This window comes from Serratia grimesii NBRC 13537 (assembly GCF_001590905.1).
GTDB classification, from domain to species: domain Bacteria; phylum Pseudomonadota; class Gammaproteobacteria; order Enterobacterales; family Enterobacteriaceae; genus Serratia; species Serratia grimesii.
This window is the reverse complement of sequence record NZ_BCTT01000010.1, coordinates 232,850-251,500: the sequence shown is the minus strand read 5'-3', so window position 1 is coordinate 251,500 and position 18,651 is coordinate 232,850. Positions and strand designations below refer to the sequence as shown.

The following is an 18,651-nucleotide window of genomic DNA, read 5'->3' as shown; positions in this document are numbered from 1 at the left end:
GAAAGAATAATTCATTAGCGGAACCATTCAATTTGTTAGCTAATGACTCGAATAAGGTAAAGATTTGTCATGTTTTCTTTACCATTTGTGATCACTTCCTCAATCATCTTGTCGGGCCAGAGGCTATACTCAACTTATCAAAGTGGGTTAACCAGTTACTGAGTTATCCCAGTTGGCAAATGGCACTATGGAGGTGGCATATGAAACGCAGAAACGCGGACAGAATGGGCAACTTTTTTATGGGGCTGGGGCTGATCGTCATGGTCGGCGGCGTCGGATACACCATTGTTGCTGAAGTATCTCAGTTCAATTTACCGCAATTTTTCGCCCATGGCGCAATCATGAGTATTTTCGTGGGGGCGTTGTTATGGCTGGTCGGTGCCCGTATTGGCGGTCGTGAGCAGGTTGCAGATCGCTACTGGTGGGTAAAACACTTTGATAAACGTTGCCGTAACGATAATCATCGTCCGTCACATTGATTAAAAAGATAAAAGGGAGCTAGCACTACGGCAAAGGATATCTGCCGCGCATTAAGGTCTAAGGTCATGTTCGACTACCCGTAGAAAACCCGTTGTTGCTTATGCACCAACGGGTTTTTCTTTTTCTGCTATCGGGCAACTCATCAATACGATGCGGCAGGGCGCCGCACCGAAAAGAGAAGTGATTAATGCTCGAACATCGCAGAAATTGACTCTTCATTGCTGATACGGCGGATGGCTTCAGCCAACATGCCAGACAGCGTCAGAGTACGTACGTTTTTCAGTGCTTTGATTTCTGCTGACAACGGAATGGTGTCGCAGACAATCACTTCATCAATCACCGAGTTCCTGATGTTTTCCACCGCGTTACCGGAGAAGATCGGGTGCGTCGCGTAGGCAAATACGCGTTTGGCACCGCGTTCTTTCAACGCTTCAGCTGCTTTACATAAGGTACCACCGGTGTCGATCATGTCGTCAACCAGCACGCAGTCACGGCCTGCCACGTCACCAATAATGTGCATCACCTGAGAAACGTTCGCACGTGGGCGGCGTTTATCGATGATAGCCATGTCGGTATCGTTAAGCAGTTTGGCGATAGCGCGGGCGCGCACTACGCCGCCGATGTCTGGGGAAACCACGATTGGGTTCTCCAGGTTCTGTTGCAACATGTCTTCCAGCAGGATCGGGCTACCGAACACGTTATCTACCGGAACATCGAAGAAGCCTTGGATCTGTTCAGCGTGCAGATCCACCGTCAAAACGCGGTCAACCCCTACACTGGAGAGGAAATCGGCTACAACTTTGGCCGTGATTGGCACACGAGCAGAACGCACGCGGCGATCTTGGCGGGCATAACCGAAGTAAGGGATAACAGCAGTAATACGACCTGCGGAGGCGCGACGCAGGGCATCTACCATAACAACCAGTTCCATCAGGTTGTCGTTGGTAGGGGCACAGGTGGACTGGATGATGAAAATATCACCGCCGCGTACATTTTCGTTGATTTGCACGCTCACTTCGCCGTCGCTAAAACGACCTACAGCGGCGTCACCAAGGCTGGTGTACAAACGGTTGGCAATACGTTGTGCTAGTTCCGGGGTGGCGTTACCAGCAAAAAGCTTCATATCAGGCACGAGAAGAACCTCAGGCATGCGTCCAGAGAAGATATTATCATTCGGCCTCCGCTAAGGGGCAGTTAGCGACGCCGGCGCAATATCATACGGGTGTGTAAAAAAACAATTTGAACCGCAGCGGCGCAGGGATTACAGGGCCAGGTGTGAACGACTCTGCGCAGCGAAACGAGAACTACGGTTCAATCTGCCCGGAACGAATGCGATGTAGTGGAGAGACGTTAACGCCACGCGCTACAAAACCACGTATCCACTCCGGGGCTTGATTTAACACCTGACGGGCGGCGGTTTCTGTGTCGAATTCAGCAAACACACAAGCACCTGTGCCAGTCAGGCGTGACGGCGCGTATTCTAACAGCCAAGAAACAAGCTGTTCAACCTCGCGAAAACGTTTTCTTGCTATTGGTTCGCAATCATTTGCGTAAGTTGCCTGTAACAGCACATTTAACGGGCGAACCGGGGTATCTCTTTTTAAATCGACATCACCAAAAATGATCGGGGTGGGGATGCTGACGCCTGGATGAGCAACCAAATACCACTTTTCTTGTGGGTTCGCCGGTTGTAACTGCTCACCGATGCCTTCAGCAAAGGCGGCATGACCCCGAACGAAAACCGGTACATCGGCGCCGAGGGTTAGCCCCAGCTCCGCTAATTGGTCATCACTCAAGCCGCAGTGCCACAGTTCATTTAACGCCACCAAGACCGTAGCCGCATTGGAAGAACCCCCTCCGAGGCCGCCACCCATTGGCAGACGCTTATCGATACTGATGTCAGCACCGCGCGGAGCGGTGTTCAGTCCGTGACTGTCGCAATACTGCTGCAATAGCCGAGAAGCACGGACGATCAAGTTTTGCTCGTCCGGCACGCCTGCGACAGGGGTCAGCAGGCGGATATTGTCATCCTGCCGTACGTCGATAGTCAGCGTGTCGCCGTAATCCAAAAATTGGAACAGCGTCTGCAGTAGATGATAACCGTCGGCACGCTGCCCGGTGATGTATAAAAACAGATTGAGTTTAGCTGGCGCTGGCCACTGGCGGATCATTTGAGTGTCCAATTGTCCATTTTCAATTTGATGCGCTGGTCACCCTGTTTCAGCTCGAGGCGGCTTGGTAACTGTGGTGTGAGGCTGTTGTTGTAATCCTGGTAGTCCACGGTCCAGGTCTGGTTGCCTTGTTGGTAACTCAGTGAATTCAAGCGGTACTGGTCATCCAGCTTGAAGTCGCTGGCCTCACCTGGCAGGCCGAGCATCCATTGACGCAGGTTGTCCAGTGGAATGGCCATACCGGTCAGCTTGCGGATCATCTCTTCGGCGTTATCACTGACATAGCGCTTGCCCTGGTTATCGGTCAATTGCACCACGTTTTTCTGTACGTTGAGATCAAGCTCAGTGCTGCCAAGCGGGTTGGTCAGCAGCAGGCGATAACGTTCCGGGGAATACTGTTGCCAGAAGAAACGTGCATAGACTTTTTTCTGGTCTGACAGATAAGCAAAAGAGCCACGGGTCTGATACTGATCCAGCTGTTGCACCGCTTGTTCGTGGGCACGCCACTGTGGTGACGTCGGGCTGGTAGCTGGACCAGTCGGCTTGGTGGTAGTACAGGCAGCCAGCACCAGGCTGGCCAGCGGGATCAGGCGTAGCAAACTAACTTTGCGTATTGGCATAACTTTCTCTTGTCCTTTTGTCCTTACGGGCACGCACAGCGAAACCGTGGTATCACCATTTACGCTAGCGGGACTGCGCAGGCGCGTCAATTTTTTGCAGCATCACGTTGAATCTTCCCGGCTTTGTCACGGCTATGTGGCTCGGGATTATGCGCAGTGTTTGCTGTTAAGATTAACACAATCACTCAACCATGCCGCTGCACGCACAAGAATATCTCTGGGTAAGCCTATTGCTTGCCGTTGGCGTTTAGTTGATGTCGCGAACTGTATGATATGGGTGTTTATCGCCGGGAGGACACTCGAATATGAAGCTTTCAGTACGGATCATTATTTCGTTGTTATGCTTTGCGGGCTCTGCATTTTTCTACCTTCAGGCTAAACATGTTTTTTGCCAACAGGTCTCATTCCTTTTAGATCCTACCTTTCGTTGCGGTACTTTGGGCTGGTAAGCACCGGATGTTTGATAGCTACCGCCATACTCAGGGTGCATGTTTTACCCAATACTGTGCGGAATATCGCATACTGCACTAAAATTCAGTATGTAATGTCGCCAAATTATTATTCATCTCACTGTATTTATTACCGATTAATCAATTGATGCTGACTATTTCAGCGATTGAACGGAAGATGCGGTTGTGACTTTTATTGATCCCGCGCATCAAGTAGAATGCCGTTCAACGAGAACCCGTACCAAAAGAAGTATTACTCGAAGCAATGACCCTGCTGGCGTTAGGTATAAATCACAAAACCGCTCCGGTTTCTCTGCGTGAAAGGGTGACCTTCTCTCCAGAGTCAATCGAACAGGCGCTGACCAGCTTGCTCCAACAACCGTTGGTGCAGGGCGGTGTCGTGTTGTCTACCTGCAACCGTACCGAGCTTTATCTTAGCGTGGAGCAACAGGAACATATTCACGAACAGCTGGTTGCCTGGCTGTGTGAGTACCACCATCTGCGCCCGGAAGAAGTGAGTAAAAGCCTGTATTGGCACCACGGCAATGACGCGGTTAGCCATCTGATGCGTGTGGCCAGTGGGTTGGATTCATTGGTACTGGGCGAGCCGCAGATCCTCGGGCAGGTAAAAAAAGCCTTTGCCGAATCACAACGCGGTCAGTCACTGTCTGGTGAGCTTGAGCGTCTGTTCCAAAAATCCTTCTCTGTTGCCAAACGCGTGCGCACAGAAACCGAAATTGGTGCCAGTGCTGTATCTGTGGCTTTTGCCGCCTGTACTTTGGCTCGACAAATCTTCGAATCGCTTGCTGAACTGAATGTGCTGCTCGTCGGCGCAGGTGAGACGATAGAGCTGGTGGCGCGTCATCTGCGTGAGCACAAAGTACGGCACATGATTATCGCCAACCGTACCCGCGAGCGCGCCCAACTGTTGGCGGATGAAGTCGGGGCAGAAGTCATTACGCTGCCGGAAATCGACGAGCGTTTGGCTGACGCCGACATTATTATCAGCTCAACTGCCAGCCCGCTGCCGATCATCGGTAAAGGGATGGTGGAACGAGCACTGAAAGCGCGCCGTAACCAGCCAATGCTATTGGTGGATATCGCCGTACCTCGCGATATTGAACCTGAAGTGGGCAAGCTGGCTAACGCCTATTTGTACAGCGTGGACGATCTGCACGCCATCATTCAAAGCAATCTGGCGCAGCGCAAGGCCGCGGCAGTGCAGGCGGAGTCGATCGTTCAGCAAGAAAGCACCAACTTTATGGCCTGGCTGCGCTCACAGGGCGCGGTGGAAACTATCCGCGATTATCGTTCGCAGGCCGACCAGATCCGTGCAGAAATGGAAGCCAAAGCGTTGGCTGCCATTGCGCAAGGCGCCGATGTGGAACAGGTTATTCACGAACTGGCCCACCGGCTGACCAACCGCCTTATTCATGCCCCTACCAAATCCCTCCAACAGGCCGCCGGCGATGGCGACGTGGAGCGGTTGCAATTATTACGCGACAGCCTCGGGCTGGATCAGCATTAGTTTTCTCTTTTAACAGGGTTTAATACCACGCATGAAGCCTTCTATTGTTGCCAAACTGGAAGCGTTACAAGAGCGCCATGAAGAAGTGCAGGCGCTGCTCGGCGATGCCGGCGTTATTGCCGACCAAGATCGGTTCCGCGCGTTGTCGCGCGAATATGCACAGCTGACCGACGTTAGCCGCTGTTTCCTGGAATGGCGTCAGGTGCAGGACGACCTGGCAACGGCGGAAATGATGCTGGACGATCCTGAAATGCGCGAAATGGCGCAGGAAGAGCTGAAGCAGGCCAAGGCGGCGACGGAAGAGTTGGAGCAACAGTTGCAGCTGCTACTGTTGCCGAAAGATCCGGATGACGAGCGCGATTGTTTCCTGGAAGTCCGTGCTGGTACCGGCGGTGACGAAGCGGCAATCTTTGCCGGTGATTTGTTCCGTATGTACAGCCGTTATGCCGAAACGCGTCGCTGGCGCGTTGAGATCATGAGCGCCAACGAAGGCGAGCATGGCGGCTATAAAGAAGTGATTGCCAAGGTTTCTGGCGATGGTGTTTTCGGTCAATTGAAATTTGAATCCGGCGGCCACCGCGTACAGCGTGTACCGGAAACCGAGTCGCAGGGGCGTATTCATACCTCGGCCTGCACCGTGGCTGTAATGCCTGCCGTGCCGGAAGCTGAACTGCCGGAGATCAACGCAGGCGATCTGAAAATCGACACTTTCCGCTCTTCTGGTGCCGGTGGTCAGCACGTTAACACCACCGACTCGGCAATTCGTATTACTCACTTGCCGACCGGCATTGTGGTGGAATGCCAAGACGAGCGTTCACAGCACAAAAACAAAGCCAAGGCGATGTCAGTGCTGGGCGCACGTATTCGTGCAGCCGAGATGGCCAAACGCCAGCAGGCGGAGGCATCAACACGCCGCAACCTGTTGGGGAGCGGCGATCGTTCCGATCGCAACCGAACCTACAATTTCCCGCAGGGGCGAGTGACCGACCACCGTATCAACCTGACGCTGTACCGTCTGGATGAAGTAATGGAAGGCAAACTGGACATGTTGATCCAGCCGATTGTGCAGGAATACCAGGCCGACCAGCTTGCTGCGCTGTCCGCTGAGCCTGAGTAATGGATTATCAATCCTGGCTGAAGGCGGCGGTTGCCCGGCTGACGCAAAGTGAAAGTGCCCGGCGTGATGCCGAAATCCTCTTGGGTTTCGTGACTGGCCGGGCCAGAACTTTCCTGATGGCGTTTGGTGAAACATTACTGACGCAACAACAGCAGGAACAGTTGGAAAGGCTGCTGGTGCGCCGCGAACGTGGCGAGCCGGTGGCGTATCTGGTCGGCGAACGTGAGTTTTGGTCGCTGCCGCTGTCAGTCTCGCCGGCCACTTTGATCCCTCGTCCAGACACCGAATGTTTGGTAGAACTGGCGTTGGAGCGTCTACCGCCGTCCCCTTGCACCATCCTCGATCTCGGCACCGGCACTGGCGCCATTGCGCTGGCGCTGGCTAGCGAACGCCCGGACTGCAGCGTGACGGGCGTTGATTTACAGCCTGAAGCCGTGGCGCTGGCACAGCATAATGCGCAGAAGCTGGCGATCGCCAACGTGCAATTTCTTCAGGGTAGTTGGTTTGCGCCACTGACCGGGCAAACTTTCGCTTTGATCGTCAGCAATCCTCCGTACATTGACGCAGCCGATCCACACTTGGCGCAAGGTGACGTACGTTTTGAGCCTAGTAGTGCGCTGGTCGCGCAGCAGCATGGATTGGCGGATTTGTCCGCTATCGTGCAACAGGCACCACAGCATTTGCAGCCACAGGGGTGGCTTTTGCTTGAACACGGTTGGCAGCAAGGTGAGAGCGTACGTGCACTGCTGCAGGCCGCCGGTTTTATTTCGATCGCCACTCGCCGTGACTATGGTGACAACGATCGCGTGACGTTTGGCCAATGGCCGCAGCAGTAACTGAAAACCAACAAGACGCTAGCCTCGGGCTTTCAAGTTGTTACCCGGCAGCAAGTTTGCTCGCCTCCTGATGTTGGCTCAGGTAAGCCACTGGGATGCGTGAGCGTAGGTAATAACGCCGCAACTTGAAAGACGGCGGGTATAAGCACACAGCGAATAAATAAAAGGAAGCAATATGGCAGTCTACTCGGCGTTAAAACATCTGCATTTGTTGACGGTAACCATCAGTATTGTCTTGTTTGTATTGCGTTTCTTCTGGAAGTGGCGTAATTCGGCTATGATGAACAAGCGCTGGGTGAAGATAACACCGCACATAAATGATACGGTGTTGTTCGCCAGTGGCATTGCGTTGGTCGTGATGTTCAAGCTTTATCCGCTGTTGGGTATGGACTCATGGCTGACCGAGAAGCTGTTTGGCGTTATTATCTATATCCTGCTTGGCTACGTCGCATTGGGCAAGAAGACCAAAAGCCAGAACCTACGCACACTGGCGTTTGTGCTGGCGTTGGGCTGTCTGTACCTGATAATTAAACTTGCCACGACGAAAATACCGTTTCTGATGGGATACTTATGAGTAGCATTGCTGATTTTGAATTTAACACCTCGCTGCTGAGCGAGGGCGTGATCCTGGTATCGCAGTCCGTACGGCGTGATTTCCCCGCCGTCGAGGTCGAACGTAAGCTGCAACAGCTGGTCGACGACGCGCGAGCGGCAGTGCCGCAGGATCTCAGCCAGGAACAGCAACTGGACGCGCTCATTGAATTGTTCTTCAAAACCTGGGGTTTTGGTGGTGCCAGCGGTGTGTATCGTCTGTCTGACGCTATCTGGTTGGATAAAGTGCTGGAAGGGCGCCAGGGTACGCCGGTTTCATTGGGCACCATTTTCCTGCATATTGCCGCGCATTTGGATTTACCGCTATTGCCGGTGATTTTCCCCACTCAGCTGATCCTGCGGGCAGACTGGCTGGATGACGAAATGTGGCTGATCAACCCGCTCAACGGCGAGACGCTGAACGAACACCAACTGGAAGTGTGGATCAAGGGCAACCTGGGTCTGGCCTCCGAGTTGGAAGACGATGATCTCGATGAGTCAGAAAACGTCATGGTGGTGCGTAAGATGCTGGATACGCTGAAAGCTGCCTTGATGGAAGAAAAACAGATGGAAATGGCACTACGCGCCAGCGAAACGGTACTGTGCTTCGATCCGGATGATCCTTACGAAATTCGCGATCGCGGGCTGATTTACGCCCAACTGGAATGTAACCATATCGCCATTTCCGATCTCAACTATTTTGTCGAACAGTGCCCTGAAGATCCGGTCAGCGAAGTGATCAAAATACAGATCCACTCGATTGAACCGAAACAGGTCACGCTGCATTAATTCATTTGATTTAACATCAACAAAGGCGAAAGCATGAAACAGAAAGTGGTTAGCATTGGTGACATCAACGTAGCGAACGATCTGCCGTTTGTGCTGTTTGGCGGTATGAACGTGCTGGAATCGCGTGATTTGGCGATGCGCATCTGCGAACACTACGTCACCGTGACGCAAAAACTGGGTATCCCTTACGTTTTCAAAGCCTCTTTTGATAAAGCAAACCGTTCTTCTATCCACTCGTACCGTGGTCCGGGTCTGGAAGAAGGGATGAAAATTTTCGAAGAAATCAAAAAAACCTTCGGCGTGAAAACCATCACTGACGTGCACGAAGCGTCACAAGCGCAGCCCGTGTCCGAAGTGGTTGACGTTATCCAGTTGCCGGCTTTCCTGGCACGCCAGACTGATCTGGTGGAAGCGATGGCGAAGACCGGCGCAGTGATCAACGTCAAGAAGCCTCAGTTCGTTAGCCCAGGCCAAATGGGTAATATCGTCGACAAGTTCAAGGAAGGCGGTAACGACCAGGTAATTTTGTGCGATCGCGGCAGTAACTTTGGTTACGATAACCTGGTCGTCGACATGCTGGGCATCAACGTGATGAAAAACGTCACAGGTGGCCACCCGGTGATCTTTGACGTCACCCATGCGCTGCAAACCCGTGATCCGTTTGGCGCGGCTTCCGGTGGTCGTCGTGCGCAGGTTGCTGAGTTGGCGCGTGCTGGTATGGCGGTTGGCCTGGCTGGGCTGTTTATTGAAGCGCACCCAGAGCCAAATAGCGCCAAGTGTGATGGTCCGTCTGCGTTGCCGCTGGACAAGCTGGAGCCGTTCCTGGTACAGATGAAAGCCATCGACGATCTGGTGAAGAGTTTCCCAGAGCTCGATACCAGCAACTAAGCGAGTTTTCTCGTAGTAAAAAGCCCGACGTGTCGGGCTTTTTTGTTTTTTAGCGTTCTAGCGCTGCCAGCGCCTCGGGTAGCGTTGCGTAGAAATGCAGTTTCCCTTCAATAGGTTGTACCCGTGCCCGCGCCAGCGTTTTCAATGGCTGGAATGGCATGTCGGTGATCGCCAATTGCTTGCCTGGCGGCAGGGCTTCGATAAAACGCTGTAGGGCATCTAAACCACCGGCGTCCAATACGGGTACTGCATCCCACTGCAACACAATCACGTCATAGCTCTCGCTGCGCACCAGCAACTCATTAAAAATGCGCTCAGCGGCGGCGAAGAACAGCGGGCCATTCACACGCAGCACCAGACGGCCGTTTTCGGCGCTCAGTTCGCTTAGGCGGGTCATGCGTGCAATACGTCGCATGAACAGCAATGAAGCCAGCACGATACCCACAGTGATGGCAATCACCATATCAAACAGAACGGTCAGTGACATGCACAGCAGCATCACCAGAATGTCGTCTTTCGGTGCCCGTCGTAGTAGGTAAACGACCTTATGCGCCTCGCTCATGTTCCAGGCGACCATTAGCAACAATGATGCCATTGCGGCCAGTGGCAGCCAGGACAACCAGGGTGCCAGCACCAGTAGTGCCAGTAACACCAGCAGCGCGTGGATAATGGCAGATACCGGCGAAGTAGCCCCTGCGCGCACGTTGGCCGCAGAGCGCGCGATTGCTGCGGTAGCGGTAATGCCGCCAAAGAACGGCGCAATAATATTGCCGGCACCTTGACCAATCAGTTCGGTATTAGAGTTGTGTTTCTTACCGGTCATACCGTCTAACACGACAGCACACAACAGGGATTCTATAGCGCCCAGCATGGCCATGGAAAACGCAGCAGGCAGCAAAGCGGAGATAGTTTGCCAGTTCAGGGCCATTGGTTTGCCATCGCCGGCGGGCAGATCCCACGGGAGCATCAATTGCGGCAGGATAGGCGGGATACCTTGGCCCTGAGTGCCGTCAGCCAATAGATAACTGAAACGTGAGCCGATAGTTGCTACGGGGTGATCAAACATCGCCAGAACGCCCATGACCGCTGTACCTGCCAACAACGCCGGCAAATGACCGGGCACCCGTAGACCGAGTTTCGGCCAGAATATCAGAATTAGCAGGGTCACTGCGCCGATCAGCGTATCGCCTATATCTAACGTAGGCAACGCTTGTACCAGCGCGTAAACCTTACCTACATAGTGTTCCGGCACCACTGCCAAGTGCAGGCCGAAGAAATCCTTCACCTGCATAGTTGCAATAGTAATGGCGATGCCGGAAGTAAAACCCAGCGTCACAGACAGAGGAATATATTCAATAAGCCGACCAAAGCGGGCTAATCCCATAAGCACTAAAAACAACCCGGAAAGCAGGGTGGCGATTAGCAACCCAGAGAGCCCGAACTGCTGGGAGACGGGGTACAGGATCACCACGAAGGCAGCAGTAGGACCGGACACGCTGTAGCGTGAACCACCACTGATGGCGATCACAATCCCGGCGACGGCCGACGTATAAAGTCCATATTGTGGGGGGACGCCGCTGGCAATCGCCAGTGCCATCGCCAAAGGGATGGCGATAATGCCGACAGTAACGCCGGCAATGGCGTCTTTAAGCAGGCGTTGCAGAGAGTAAGGTTCCCGCCAGCAGGCATCTATCAGCGCGCTGAACGGCCGGATGCCGTTAATTTCATGCGTTTTCATCTAAGGTGTAAACCAAGTCTATAAAAGAGAACGGAATGGCGGGCCGGAAAAGGTCCGTCTCGAATAGCTGATAGACACCATACGCCTGTTAGGGCAACGATTCATAGATGTACATCAATGCGGTGCTGAAAATCGGAGTTATACTCTTTCAGATTGAAGAATTGACACCAGATATTAGGCTGGCCGTGGTTTAAACGGTCAGCCTAAATAGAATAAGGCTACTTTCATCCCTTAATGGACTACTGGCAGGGATAACCCGAGAAAGTGGGCTAAGGTACCAACCAGCAGATTATGGTCTTCCCGTTGTGGCGCGCCAGAAATGCTGATGGTGCCGATGCAACCGAGACCCGTTAAATTGACAGGAAAGGCACCGCCATGAACCGAATAGTCTCGAACGCTCAGACCGTATCGTTCTTCCAGAGTTGATTGCCGCTGCTGCAGGCGCAGACCAATTGCATAAGAGCTTTTGTGGAAGTGGTTTACCACGTTGCGTTTACGTCGTACCCAGTCAGCAATATCGGGCGTGGTGCCTGGCATGGCATAGTAAAAGAGAGTCTGCCCTGCAAGCTGTATCTCTATGGCGATCGACAGGCGGCGTTGTTCCGCGGCAGATTTCAGTGCGGCCCCCAGTTCCCAGGCAGTATTATGATCAAAATGGTTAAAGGTTAACGCCGTTTCCTGTTCAGTAAGCGCGTGCAATTCATCATCAATGTTCATGGTTGTCACCCCTCATATTGGTCGCTAACAGACTATCCTGAACCGGACATATGGGATAGATACCTTGGAAATAACATAGAACTGCTAATCTATTATTAATCTGGGTAATATCTCCGATGCTGAGCTGGATGAGACAGGGATTGGTTCTCAACATTTATTGTTTAATCACCCTGTTATTCTCGTGGAGCATAGCGAATATTTATGACTTACGTTGCGTCAATTCCCACCTTGTATAGTGACGCCTGCATTACCTATGCCACACTGTCCATCAGCTATTTTGCTCTCAGCAAGAACGCCCCTTTTTCCTATGATTCCGAGCTGTGGAAACGTCTGCTCTTTGGCGCACTGGCAGGCCTGGCGGTTCTTTTTCTAAATCAGGATAGATTAGAGTTGGTCGGTGACGTGCATTACAGCTTCGTGATGATCCCAATGATATTGGTGACGTTTTATGGTGGTGCCGTCAGTGGGTTCGCCTGTTATCTGATGTCGCTGATTTTCAGCGGGGGCTTTACTGTCGATAACCTGTTTATCGGCTCGATCATCATTCCATTATTGCTGTCGCGAGTTTGGCGGAGAAAATCGAATCGGGTGTTCTATCTCACCATTTGCCTCATTGCGCTGTATCGCATCGCGGTAGTCTGGTTTTTTGTGGATATGCGGGTGCTGTGGCCAGATGTGTTGCTGTACCAGGCTATTTCCGCCCTGTGTCTGGCCATTTGCTACCATGCGATCAACTTCAAAGAGCGGCACATTCATGCCTATTTCTCTATGCGTGATAAAGCCACCATCGACAGCCTTACCCATCTCAGTAACCGCGCCAGTGTGGACTACCGACTGATGCTGCAACAGGTAGAGCGTCGACCTTGTGGGTTGATGATTCTCGATTTGGATGATTTCAAACATATCAACGATACCTATGGCCATTTGGTTGGGGACGTGCTGTTGGCGCGAGTGGGTACGTTGTTAAAAAGCAGCGTACGCAGCGAAGATTTCGTCGGCCGCTATGGCGGTGAGGAGTTTATTGTTATTACGGCCAATTACGATCCAGCGACGATTGATGGCGTCGCAGAACGTATTCGCCGCAGCGTGGAAGCCACCACGTTTCTACTGGATGACGGCGGTGAGGCACACATCACGGTTTCTATCGGTGCGTCGCTGTATCTGCCCGGTATGGCGGTCGATAAGGCGATAGAGGTCACGGATGAAGCGCTATATGACGCCAAACGCAAAGGGAAAAATCAGGTGGTGTGCAGCCGGTTGATGCAGTTTTCACCGCTTGGTGCAGGCTTCCGCCGCGAATGATCCCCTCCTGATATTCACAGGAGGGGAAAGGGTCAGGCTGTCAACGTATGCTCGCGGAATGCAGTCAGTAACTCTTCTGTAAACTTCAGGCGTTTCTGGCGGTCGGTCAAATCCAGCATAAATTTCAGCTTGGTTGGCCCATCCAGACGATAGATTTGTGGATTACTCTGTAGCAGACCAATCAAATAACCTGGGTCAACCAGGTTCTTCTCGCCAAACTCAATAAACCCGCCGCGTTCATTGCCTTCTATGCGTTTTATGCCCAGTTTTTGGGCATGTTGACGCAGAGCCGCACATTGCAGCAGGTTACGTGCTGGATCGGGCAGCAGACCGAAGCGGTCAATCAGCTCCACTTTCAGTTCTTCCAATTCACCGTCGTTTTTCGCACTGGCAATACGTTTATAGAACGACAGACGGGTGTTAACGTCGGGAATGAAATCATCCGGCAGCAGGGCAGGCATACGCAGCTCCACTTCCGTTTGGTTGCTGGTGAGGTCTTCGAGCGAAGGCTCACGTCCGTGCTTAAGCGCATCAACTGCACTTTCCAACAGTTCCATATACAGTGAAAAACCAACGGTGGTCATCTGGCCACTCTGATCTTCACCCAGCAGTTCGCCCGCGCCACGAATCTCCAGATCGTGAGTGGCTAACGCAAAGCCGGCACCCAAATCTTCCAGCGACGCGATGGCCTCCAGACGTTTATGGGCGTCGGTGCTCATGGCTTTCGGATTCGGCGTCAGCAAATAGGCGTAGGCTTGATGGTGTGAACGCCCGACGCGGCCGCGTAGCTGATGCAACTGCGCGAGACCAAAGCGATCCGCCCGCTCAATGATAATGGTATTGGCGCTGGGGATATCGATGCCGGTTTCGATAATGGTGGTACAGACCAACACGTTGAAACGCTGGTGGTGGAAGTCGTTCATCACCCGTTCCAGATCGCGTTCACGCATCTGGCCGTGACCGATAGCGATACGCGCTTCTGGTACCAACTCGGCCAGTTTTTCTGCTGCTTTTTCGATGTTTTCTACATCGTTGTACAGGTAGTAAACCTGACCCCCACGCAATACTTCGCGCAGGATTGCTTCGCGAACGACCAAACTGTCATACTCGCGGACAAAGGTTTTTACTGCCAGGCGACGGGCAGGTGGGGTAGCGATAATTGACAGGTCACGCATGCCACTCATGGCCATGTTCAGCGTACGCGGGATAGGTGTGGCAGTCAGCGTCAGAATATCTACGTCGGCGCGCATTGCTTTAATACGCTCTTTATGGCGAACACCGAAGCGGTGCTCTTCGTCGACGATCAACAGCCCCAGATCTTTCCAGCGTAGTTCGCTTTGCAGCAATTTGTGGGTACCAATGATGATGTCAACTTTACCATCGACGGCATCGTCCATCACTTGCTGCTGCTCTTTAGCGCTGCGGAAGCGTGACATCATCTCAATGCGGATTGGCCAGGTTGCGAAGCGATCGCGGAAGTTGTCAAAATGCTGCTGCGCCAGCAGGGTTGTCGGCACCAATACCGCAACTTGTTTGCCGTTTTCAACAGCCAGAAACGCGGCGCGCATTGCCACTTCAGTTTTGCCGAAGCCGACATCCCCACACACCAACCTGTCCATGGCCAAGGGTTGGCACATGTCGCTCAGTACGGCGTTGATCGCCTGTTCCTGATCGGGGGTGGTTTCAAATGGGAAGCTTTGACAGAACAACTGATATTGCTCACGGTTATGTTTAAACGCGAAGCCGGTTTTGGCAGCGCGTTGGGCATAGATATCCAGCAGCTCTGCCGCTACGTCCCGTACCCGCTCGGCCGCTTTCTGTCGTGCGCGTGACCAGGCATCACCACCCAGTTTATGCAGCGGGGCATTTTCGTCTGCGCCTCCCGCATAACGGCTGATAAGGTGTAATGAAGAAACTGGCACATACAGCTTGTCTTCACCGGCATAGGACAGGATCAAGTATTCGGCCTTGATGCCACCGGCTTCCAGCGTGGTTAAACCCACATAGCGCCCGACGCCATGCTCCAGATGCACCACCGGCTGGCCAGGGTGCAGTTCTGCCAGGTTGCGGATCAGGACATCGGTATTAATGGTGCGGCGGTTGTCTTGTCGACGGCGGCTGACGCGTTCGCCGAGCAGATCGCTTTCGCAGATCAGGGCCCGGTTGCGCATACCATCGAGGAAACCGCGCTCGGAGGCACCGACCATCATGTAACGGCCTGCTGGCTCGGCCTGATCGAGATGTTGGATCAACGAGGTGCCGAGCTTGATACGGCCTAGCAGGTCTTGCAACGTTTCACGGCGGCCTTCACTTTCGACCGAGAAAATAACGCTGCCGTCAAAGCTTTCAATAAAGCGGCGCAGATTATCCAGCGGTGCTTTTTGCTGCGCCTGCACGGCCAGATCGGGCAATGCGCGGTAATCCAGATTGGTGTTACCGGCTTTGGCTGGCAGCTCTTCGGTTTTTAGCGCCATGCGCGGCCAGGCTTTCAATTCGCTAAACAGCGTATCGACCCGAAGCCACAGACTGTCAGGTGACAGCAGTGGCCGCATTGGATCGACGCGGCGGCTCTCGTAACGTTGGTTAACGTCCAGCCAGAAACGTTCGGCGGCGCTTTCCAGATTGCCGGTATTGACGATCAGCGTATTGCCTGGCAGATAGCTGAACAGCGATGGCAGCGGTTGATTGAAAAACAGGGGTTGCCAATATTCGATACCGGCTGGCCAGGTCCCTTTACTCACCTGTTGATAAATATGTTCGGCGTCGCGGCGGACTTCAAACTGTTCACGCCATTGACTGCGGAACAGTTCGATAGCGTTTTTATCGGTCGGGAATTCATGCGCTGGCAGCAGGTTGATGGCGTCGACTTCACTCAGCGTACGTTGGTTGTCGACATCAAAGGTGCGCAGACTGTCGATTTCATCGTCGAAGAAATCGATGCGGTAGGGTTCTTCGCTACCCATTGGAAACAGATCAAGCAATGCGCCGCGGGTGGCGAACTCACCGTGCTCCATCACTTGATCGACACTGCGGTAGCCCGCTTGCTCGAGTTGGGCACGTAGTTTGTCGCGCGACAGGCGCTGGCCTTTTTTCATTACCAGCGCATGGCCGTGCAGGAACTCGTGTGGGCAAACACGCTGCATCAGGGTATTGACCGGCAGGATAATGACGCCGCGCACCATGGTCGGCAGGTGGTACAGGCTCGACAGACGCGCGGAGATAATTTCCTGATGTGGCGAGAAGCTGTCGTAGGGGAGGGTTTCCCAGTCTGACAGTGTCGTCACCATTTGATCGGTAAACTGCTGGATTTCGTCGCGCAGCCGCAGCGCATTTTGCATGTCCGGGGCGATCAACATCACCGGCCCGTTATGTCGTTCGATGATCTCGGCGCACTCTACGGCGCAGGCCGAGCCGGTCAGTTGCCCCAACTGGCGCAAATCGCCTGCACGCTCAGGCAAAGAATAACGGGAGGTTGTTGAGGATGCAGAACGCTTAGGATTATCGGAGATGCTCATTAAGGTATCTTTAATCAATGTGTTAAATTTCGCCCCGGCACAAATAACACCGCGCCTTTACCCGGTAATACTAGCCCACTGGGCACTAAACTGACATAGGTAAAAGCGCAATGCGGCGGTCTATTGGCGTATGTTTAACCACCTGATGGCATTATTCTTGCGCCGCTATGGCGAGGTAGTCGGCGATTTTGTCGACGTCAACGTTACCGCCACTGACGATCACACCGACCTTTTTGCCGCGCAAATCGAGCAGCGAATTCATTGCTGCCGCTGCGGCCAGGCAACCTGTCGGCTCGACCACCATTTTCATCCGTTCCATGAAGAAGCGCATCTGCCGACATAACTGCGGGTCGCTGACCGTCAGGATATCCTCGACGTACTGCTTAATGATTGGGAAGGTCAGCGCACCCACCTGTTGAGTCTGTGCGCCGTCGGCGATGGTTTTCGGTACCGGGATGTGTACCGGTTGGCCGCTACGAAATGCCTGTTGCACATCGTTGCCCGCCTGTGGCTCAACCCCGAACACCCGACAGTTTGGTGACCAATGTTTTGCTGCAACCGCGCTACCGGCCAACAGGCCGCCGCCACCGGTACACACCAACAGCACATCCAGTGGCCCGACTTCCTCAATCAGTTCTTTGGTGGCGGTACCCTGGCCGGCGATCACGTGCGGGTAATCATAGGGTGGTACTACCGTCAGGCCGTGTTCGGCAGCCAGCCGCTGGGTAATGGCTTCGCGGTCTTCACTGTGGCGCTGGTAAATCACCACGTTGGCACCGTAACCGCGGGTTGCTGCCAGTTTGGTTGCTGGTGCGTCGTGTGGCATCACAATGGTCACATTGACCCCAAGTTCTCGCGCTGCCAGTGCCATTGCCTGAGCGTGATTACCTGAGGAAAACGCAATCACGCCCGCTTTGCGTTGCGCAGCGCTCAATTGGGCAATGGCGTTGTAAGCCCCACGAAACTTGAAGGCACCCACGCGTTGGAAATTCTCGCACTTGAAGAACAGTTGAGCACCGGTGAGATGGTCAGCTTGCTGAGAGGTCATCACGGGTGTTCGGATGGCATGTCCAGCCAGGATTTCTGCAGCGGTAGAAATATCGGCGGCGGTGATACAGTGTGGGGTTGAACTCATTGTGGCCTCGCGCAGGTGAAAGGTTGATTGATTACCCGAAGATTTTAATTTACTCTTTGTAAAGTTATTGTCAAATGGTTAAGTTGATGAGCGATATCAAGCAGGAAAACGCATTGTTACTGCGTGAAGCGGAAAAAATAGTCCAGGCATTGGGGGCCATGTTTGCACCGAGTTGCGAAGTGGTGCTGCACGATCTAACGCAACCAGGACGCGCCATTGTCGCTATCGCCAATAACCTGTCTAACCGTAGTATTGGCGATGCAGCTAGCGAAATGGGGTTGGAACGTATTGCCTCGCCGGATTTCCCTGATGTGGTACAGAACTATGCCAATGCTTTCCCGGATGGACGTCCGGCTAAGAGCACGTCAATCGGTTTGCGTAACAGCCAAGGGGTTTATGTGGCCGCAATCTGCCTCAACCTGGATGTCTCTATCTTCAACAGTGCGACCGCCATCCTGCAACAGTTAACGGCAGTGGTGCAAAGTGCGCCGCAGCCGGTGGCTGAAGGGGCGCGCTCGCTGTCGGACATCGCCTCAGTGATCAACAATTTTGCCGCCTCCTGTGCGACTGCGCCACGGGCGCTCTCTTCCGAACAGCGTTTTCAGGTGATCCAATTGCTAAAGCAACAGGGGTATCTACAACTGCGCGGCGCAGCCACCATGGTAGCTGAAGCATTGGGTATTTCGCGGGTCTCGGTTTACAACCTGTTAAAGCGAGATGCCGGGTGACCTGCTGCTGTTAGCGCGATCGGCGGAATAAAAGGCGTCAGGGTGGT

The 18,651-nt window shown here is 53.4% G+C and carries 16 protein-coding genes; 9 read left to right on the top strand and 7 right to left on the bottom strand.

Annotation, left to right across the window (positions count from 1 at the left end; translation table 11 throughout):
• Positions 1-200 precede the first annotated feature (200 nt).
• Positions 201-479, top strand: a complete 279-nt coding sequence (ychH, locus tag SGR01S_RS12950) for a stress-induced protein YchH (protein WP_037420452.1) — start codon at positions 201-203, stop codon at positions 477-479.
• A 185-nt stretch (positions 480-664) separates the two neighbouring features.
• On the opposite strand, the gene prs is transcribed toward ychH, so the two are convergent.
• The 3 genes from prs to lolB all read right to left on the bottom strand — a co-directional run bounded on the left by prs (position 665) and on the right by lolB (position 3,271).
• Positions 665-1,612: a ribose-phosphate diphosphokinase gene (gene prs, locus SGR01S_RS12945; RefSeq protein WP_012006410.1), complete on the bottom strand. Its 948-nt coding sequence runs from the start codon at positions 1,610-1,612 to the stop codon at positions 665-667.
• A gap of 172 nt (positions 1,613-1,784) precedes the next feature.
• The gene (ispE, locus tag SGR01S_RS12940) at positions 1,785-2,651 is read right to left on the bottom strand and encodes a 4-(cytidine 5'-diphospho)-2-C-methyl-D-erythritol kinase (RefSeq protein ID WP_061807635.1); all 867 of its coding nucleotides are present in this window, start codon (positions 2,649-2,651) and stop codon (positions 1,785-1,787) included.
• A complete protein-coding gene (gene lolB, locus SGR01S_RS12935; RefSeq protein WP_037420458.1) occupies positions 2,648-3,271 on the bottom strand; it encodes a lipoprotein insertase outer membrane protein LolB in 624 nt (207 codons plus the stop codon). Before lolB ends, ispE begins: the two co-directional genes overlap by 4 nt.
• A gap of 714 nt (positions 3,272-3,985) precedes the next feature.
• On the opposite strand from lolB, the gene hemA reads away from it, so the two are divergent.
• From hemA to kdsA, 6 genes are all read left to right on the top strand, one after another.
• Complete coding sequence (hemA, locus tag SGR01S_RS12930) at positions 3,986-5,248, top strand: glutamyl-tRNA reductase (protein ID WP_037420462.1); 1,263 nt, start codon at positions 3,986-3,988, stop codon at positions 5,246-5,248.
• A gap of 31 nt (positions 5,249-5,279) precedes the next feature.
• Entirely contained in the window at positions 5,280-6,365 is a 1,086-nt protein-coding gene (gene prfA / locus SGR01S_RS12925; protein WP_037420465.1) for a peptide chain release factor 1, read from the top strand.
• Entirely contained in the window at positions 6,365-7,201 is an 837-nt protein-coding gene (gene prmC, locus SGR01S_RS12920) for a peptide chain release factor N(5)-glutamine methyltransferase (protein WP_061807634.1), read from the top strand. The genes prfA and prmC overlap by 1 nt, the downstream gene beginning before the upstream one ends.
• Before the next feature lie 175 nt (positions 7,202-7,376).
• Entirely contained in the window at positions 7,377-7,775 is a 399-nt protein-coding gene (locus tag SGR01S_RS12915) for a SirB2 family protein (protein WP_061807633.1), read from the top strand.
• On the top strand, positions 7,772-8,581 hold the full coding sequence (gene sirB1, locus SGR01S_RS12910) for an invasion regulator SirB1 (protein ID WP_037420474.1): 810 nt from the start codon (positions 7,772-7,774) through the stop codon (positions 8,579-8,581). The genes SGR01S_RS12915 and sirB1 overlap by 4 nt, the downstream gene beginning before the upstream one ends.
• 33 nt (positions 8,582-8,614) lie before the next feature.
• Positions 8,615-9,469: a 3-deoxy-8-phosphooctulonate synthase gene (gene kdsA / locus SGR01S_RS12905; RefSeq protein ID WP_037420478.1), complete on the top strand. Its 855-nt coding sequence runs from the start codon at positions 8,615-8,617 to the stop codon at positions 9,467-9,469.
• 49 nt (positions 9,470-9,518) lie between these two features.
• Here the strand turns inward: kdsA and dauA are convergent, their stop codons facing one another.
• Together dauA and SGR01S_RS12895 are read right to left on the bottom strand one after the other, a co-directional pair.
• Entirely contained in the window at positions 9,519-11,207 is a 1,689-nt protein-coding gene (gene dauA / locus SGR01S_RS12900; protein ID WP_061807632.1) for a C4-dicarboxylic acid transporter DauA, read from the bottom strand.
• Positions 11,208-11,438: 231 nt separating this feature from the next.
• Entirely contained in the window at positions 11,439-11,924 is a 486-nt protein-coding gene (locus SGR01S_RS12895) for a heme-degrading domain-containing protein (RefSeq protein ID WP_061807631.1), read from the bottom strand.
• A gap of 201 nt (positions 11,925-12,125) precedes the next feature.
• Between SGR01S_RS12895 and SGR01S_RS12890 the strand changes: the two genes are divergently transcribed.
• Positions 12,126-13,226 (top strand): GGDEF domain-containing protein, encoded by a 1,101-nt coding sequence (locus SGR01S_RS12890; protein ID WP_061807630.1) that lies wholly within the window; start codon positions 12,126-12,128, stop codon positions 13,224-13,226.
• A gap of 32 nt (positions 13,227-13,258) precedes the next feature.
• On the opposite strand, the gene mfd is transcribed toward SGR01S_RS12890, so the two are convergent.
• Positions 13,259-16,741: a transcription-repair coupling factor gene (gene mfd, locus SGR01S_RS12885; RefSeq protein ID WP_061807629.1), complete on the bottom strand. Its 3,483-nt coding sequence runs from the start codon at positions 16,739-16,741 to the stop codon at positions 13,259-13,261.
• 151 nt (positions 16,742-16,892) lie between these two features.
• Entirely contained in the window at positions 16,893-17,876 is a 984-nt protein-coding gene (locus SGR01S_RS12880) for a threo-3-hydroxy-L-aspartate ammonia-lyase (protein WP_061807628.1), read from the bottom strand.
• An 86-nt stretch (positions 17,877-17,962) separates the two neighbouring features.
• Here SGR01S_RS12880 and SGR01S_RS12875 point away from each other — a divergent pair, with 86 nt between their 5' ends.
• Positions 17,963-18,604, top strand: a complete 642-nt coding sequence (locus SGR01S_RS12875; protein ID WP_037420493.1) for a helix-turn-helix transcriptional regulator — start codon at positions 17,963-17,965, stop codon at positions 18,602-18,604.
• Positions 18,605-18,651: the final 47 nt, after the last annotated feature.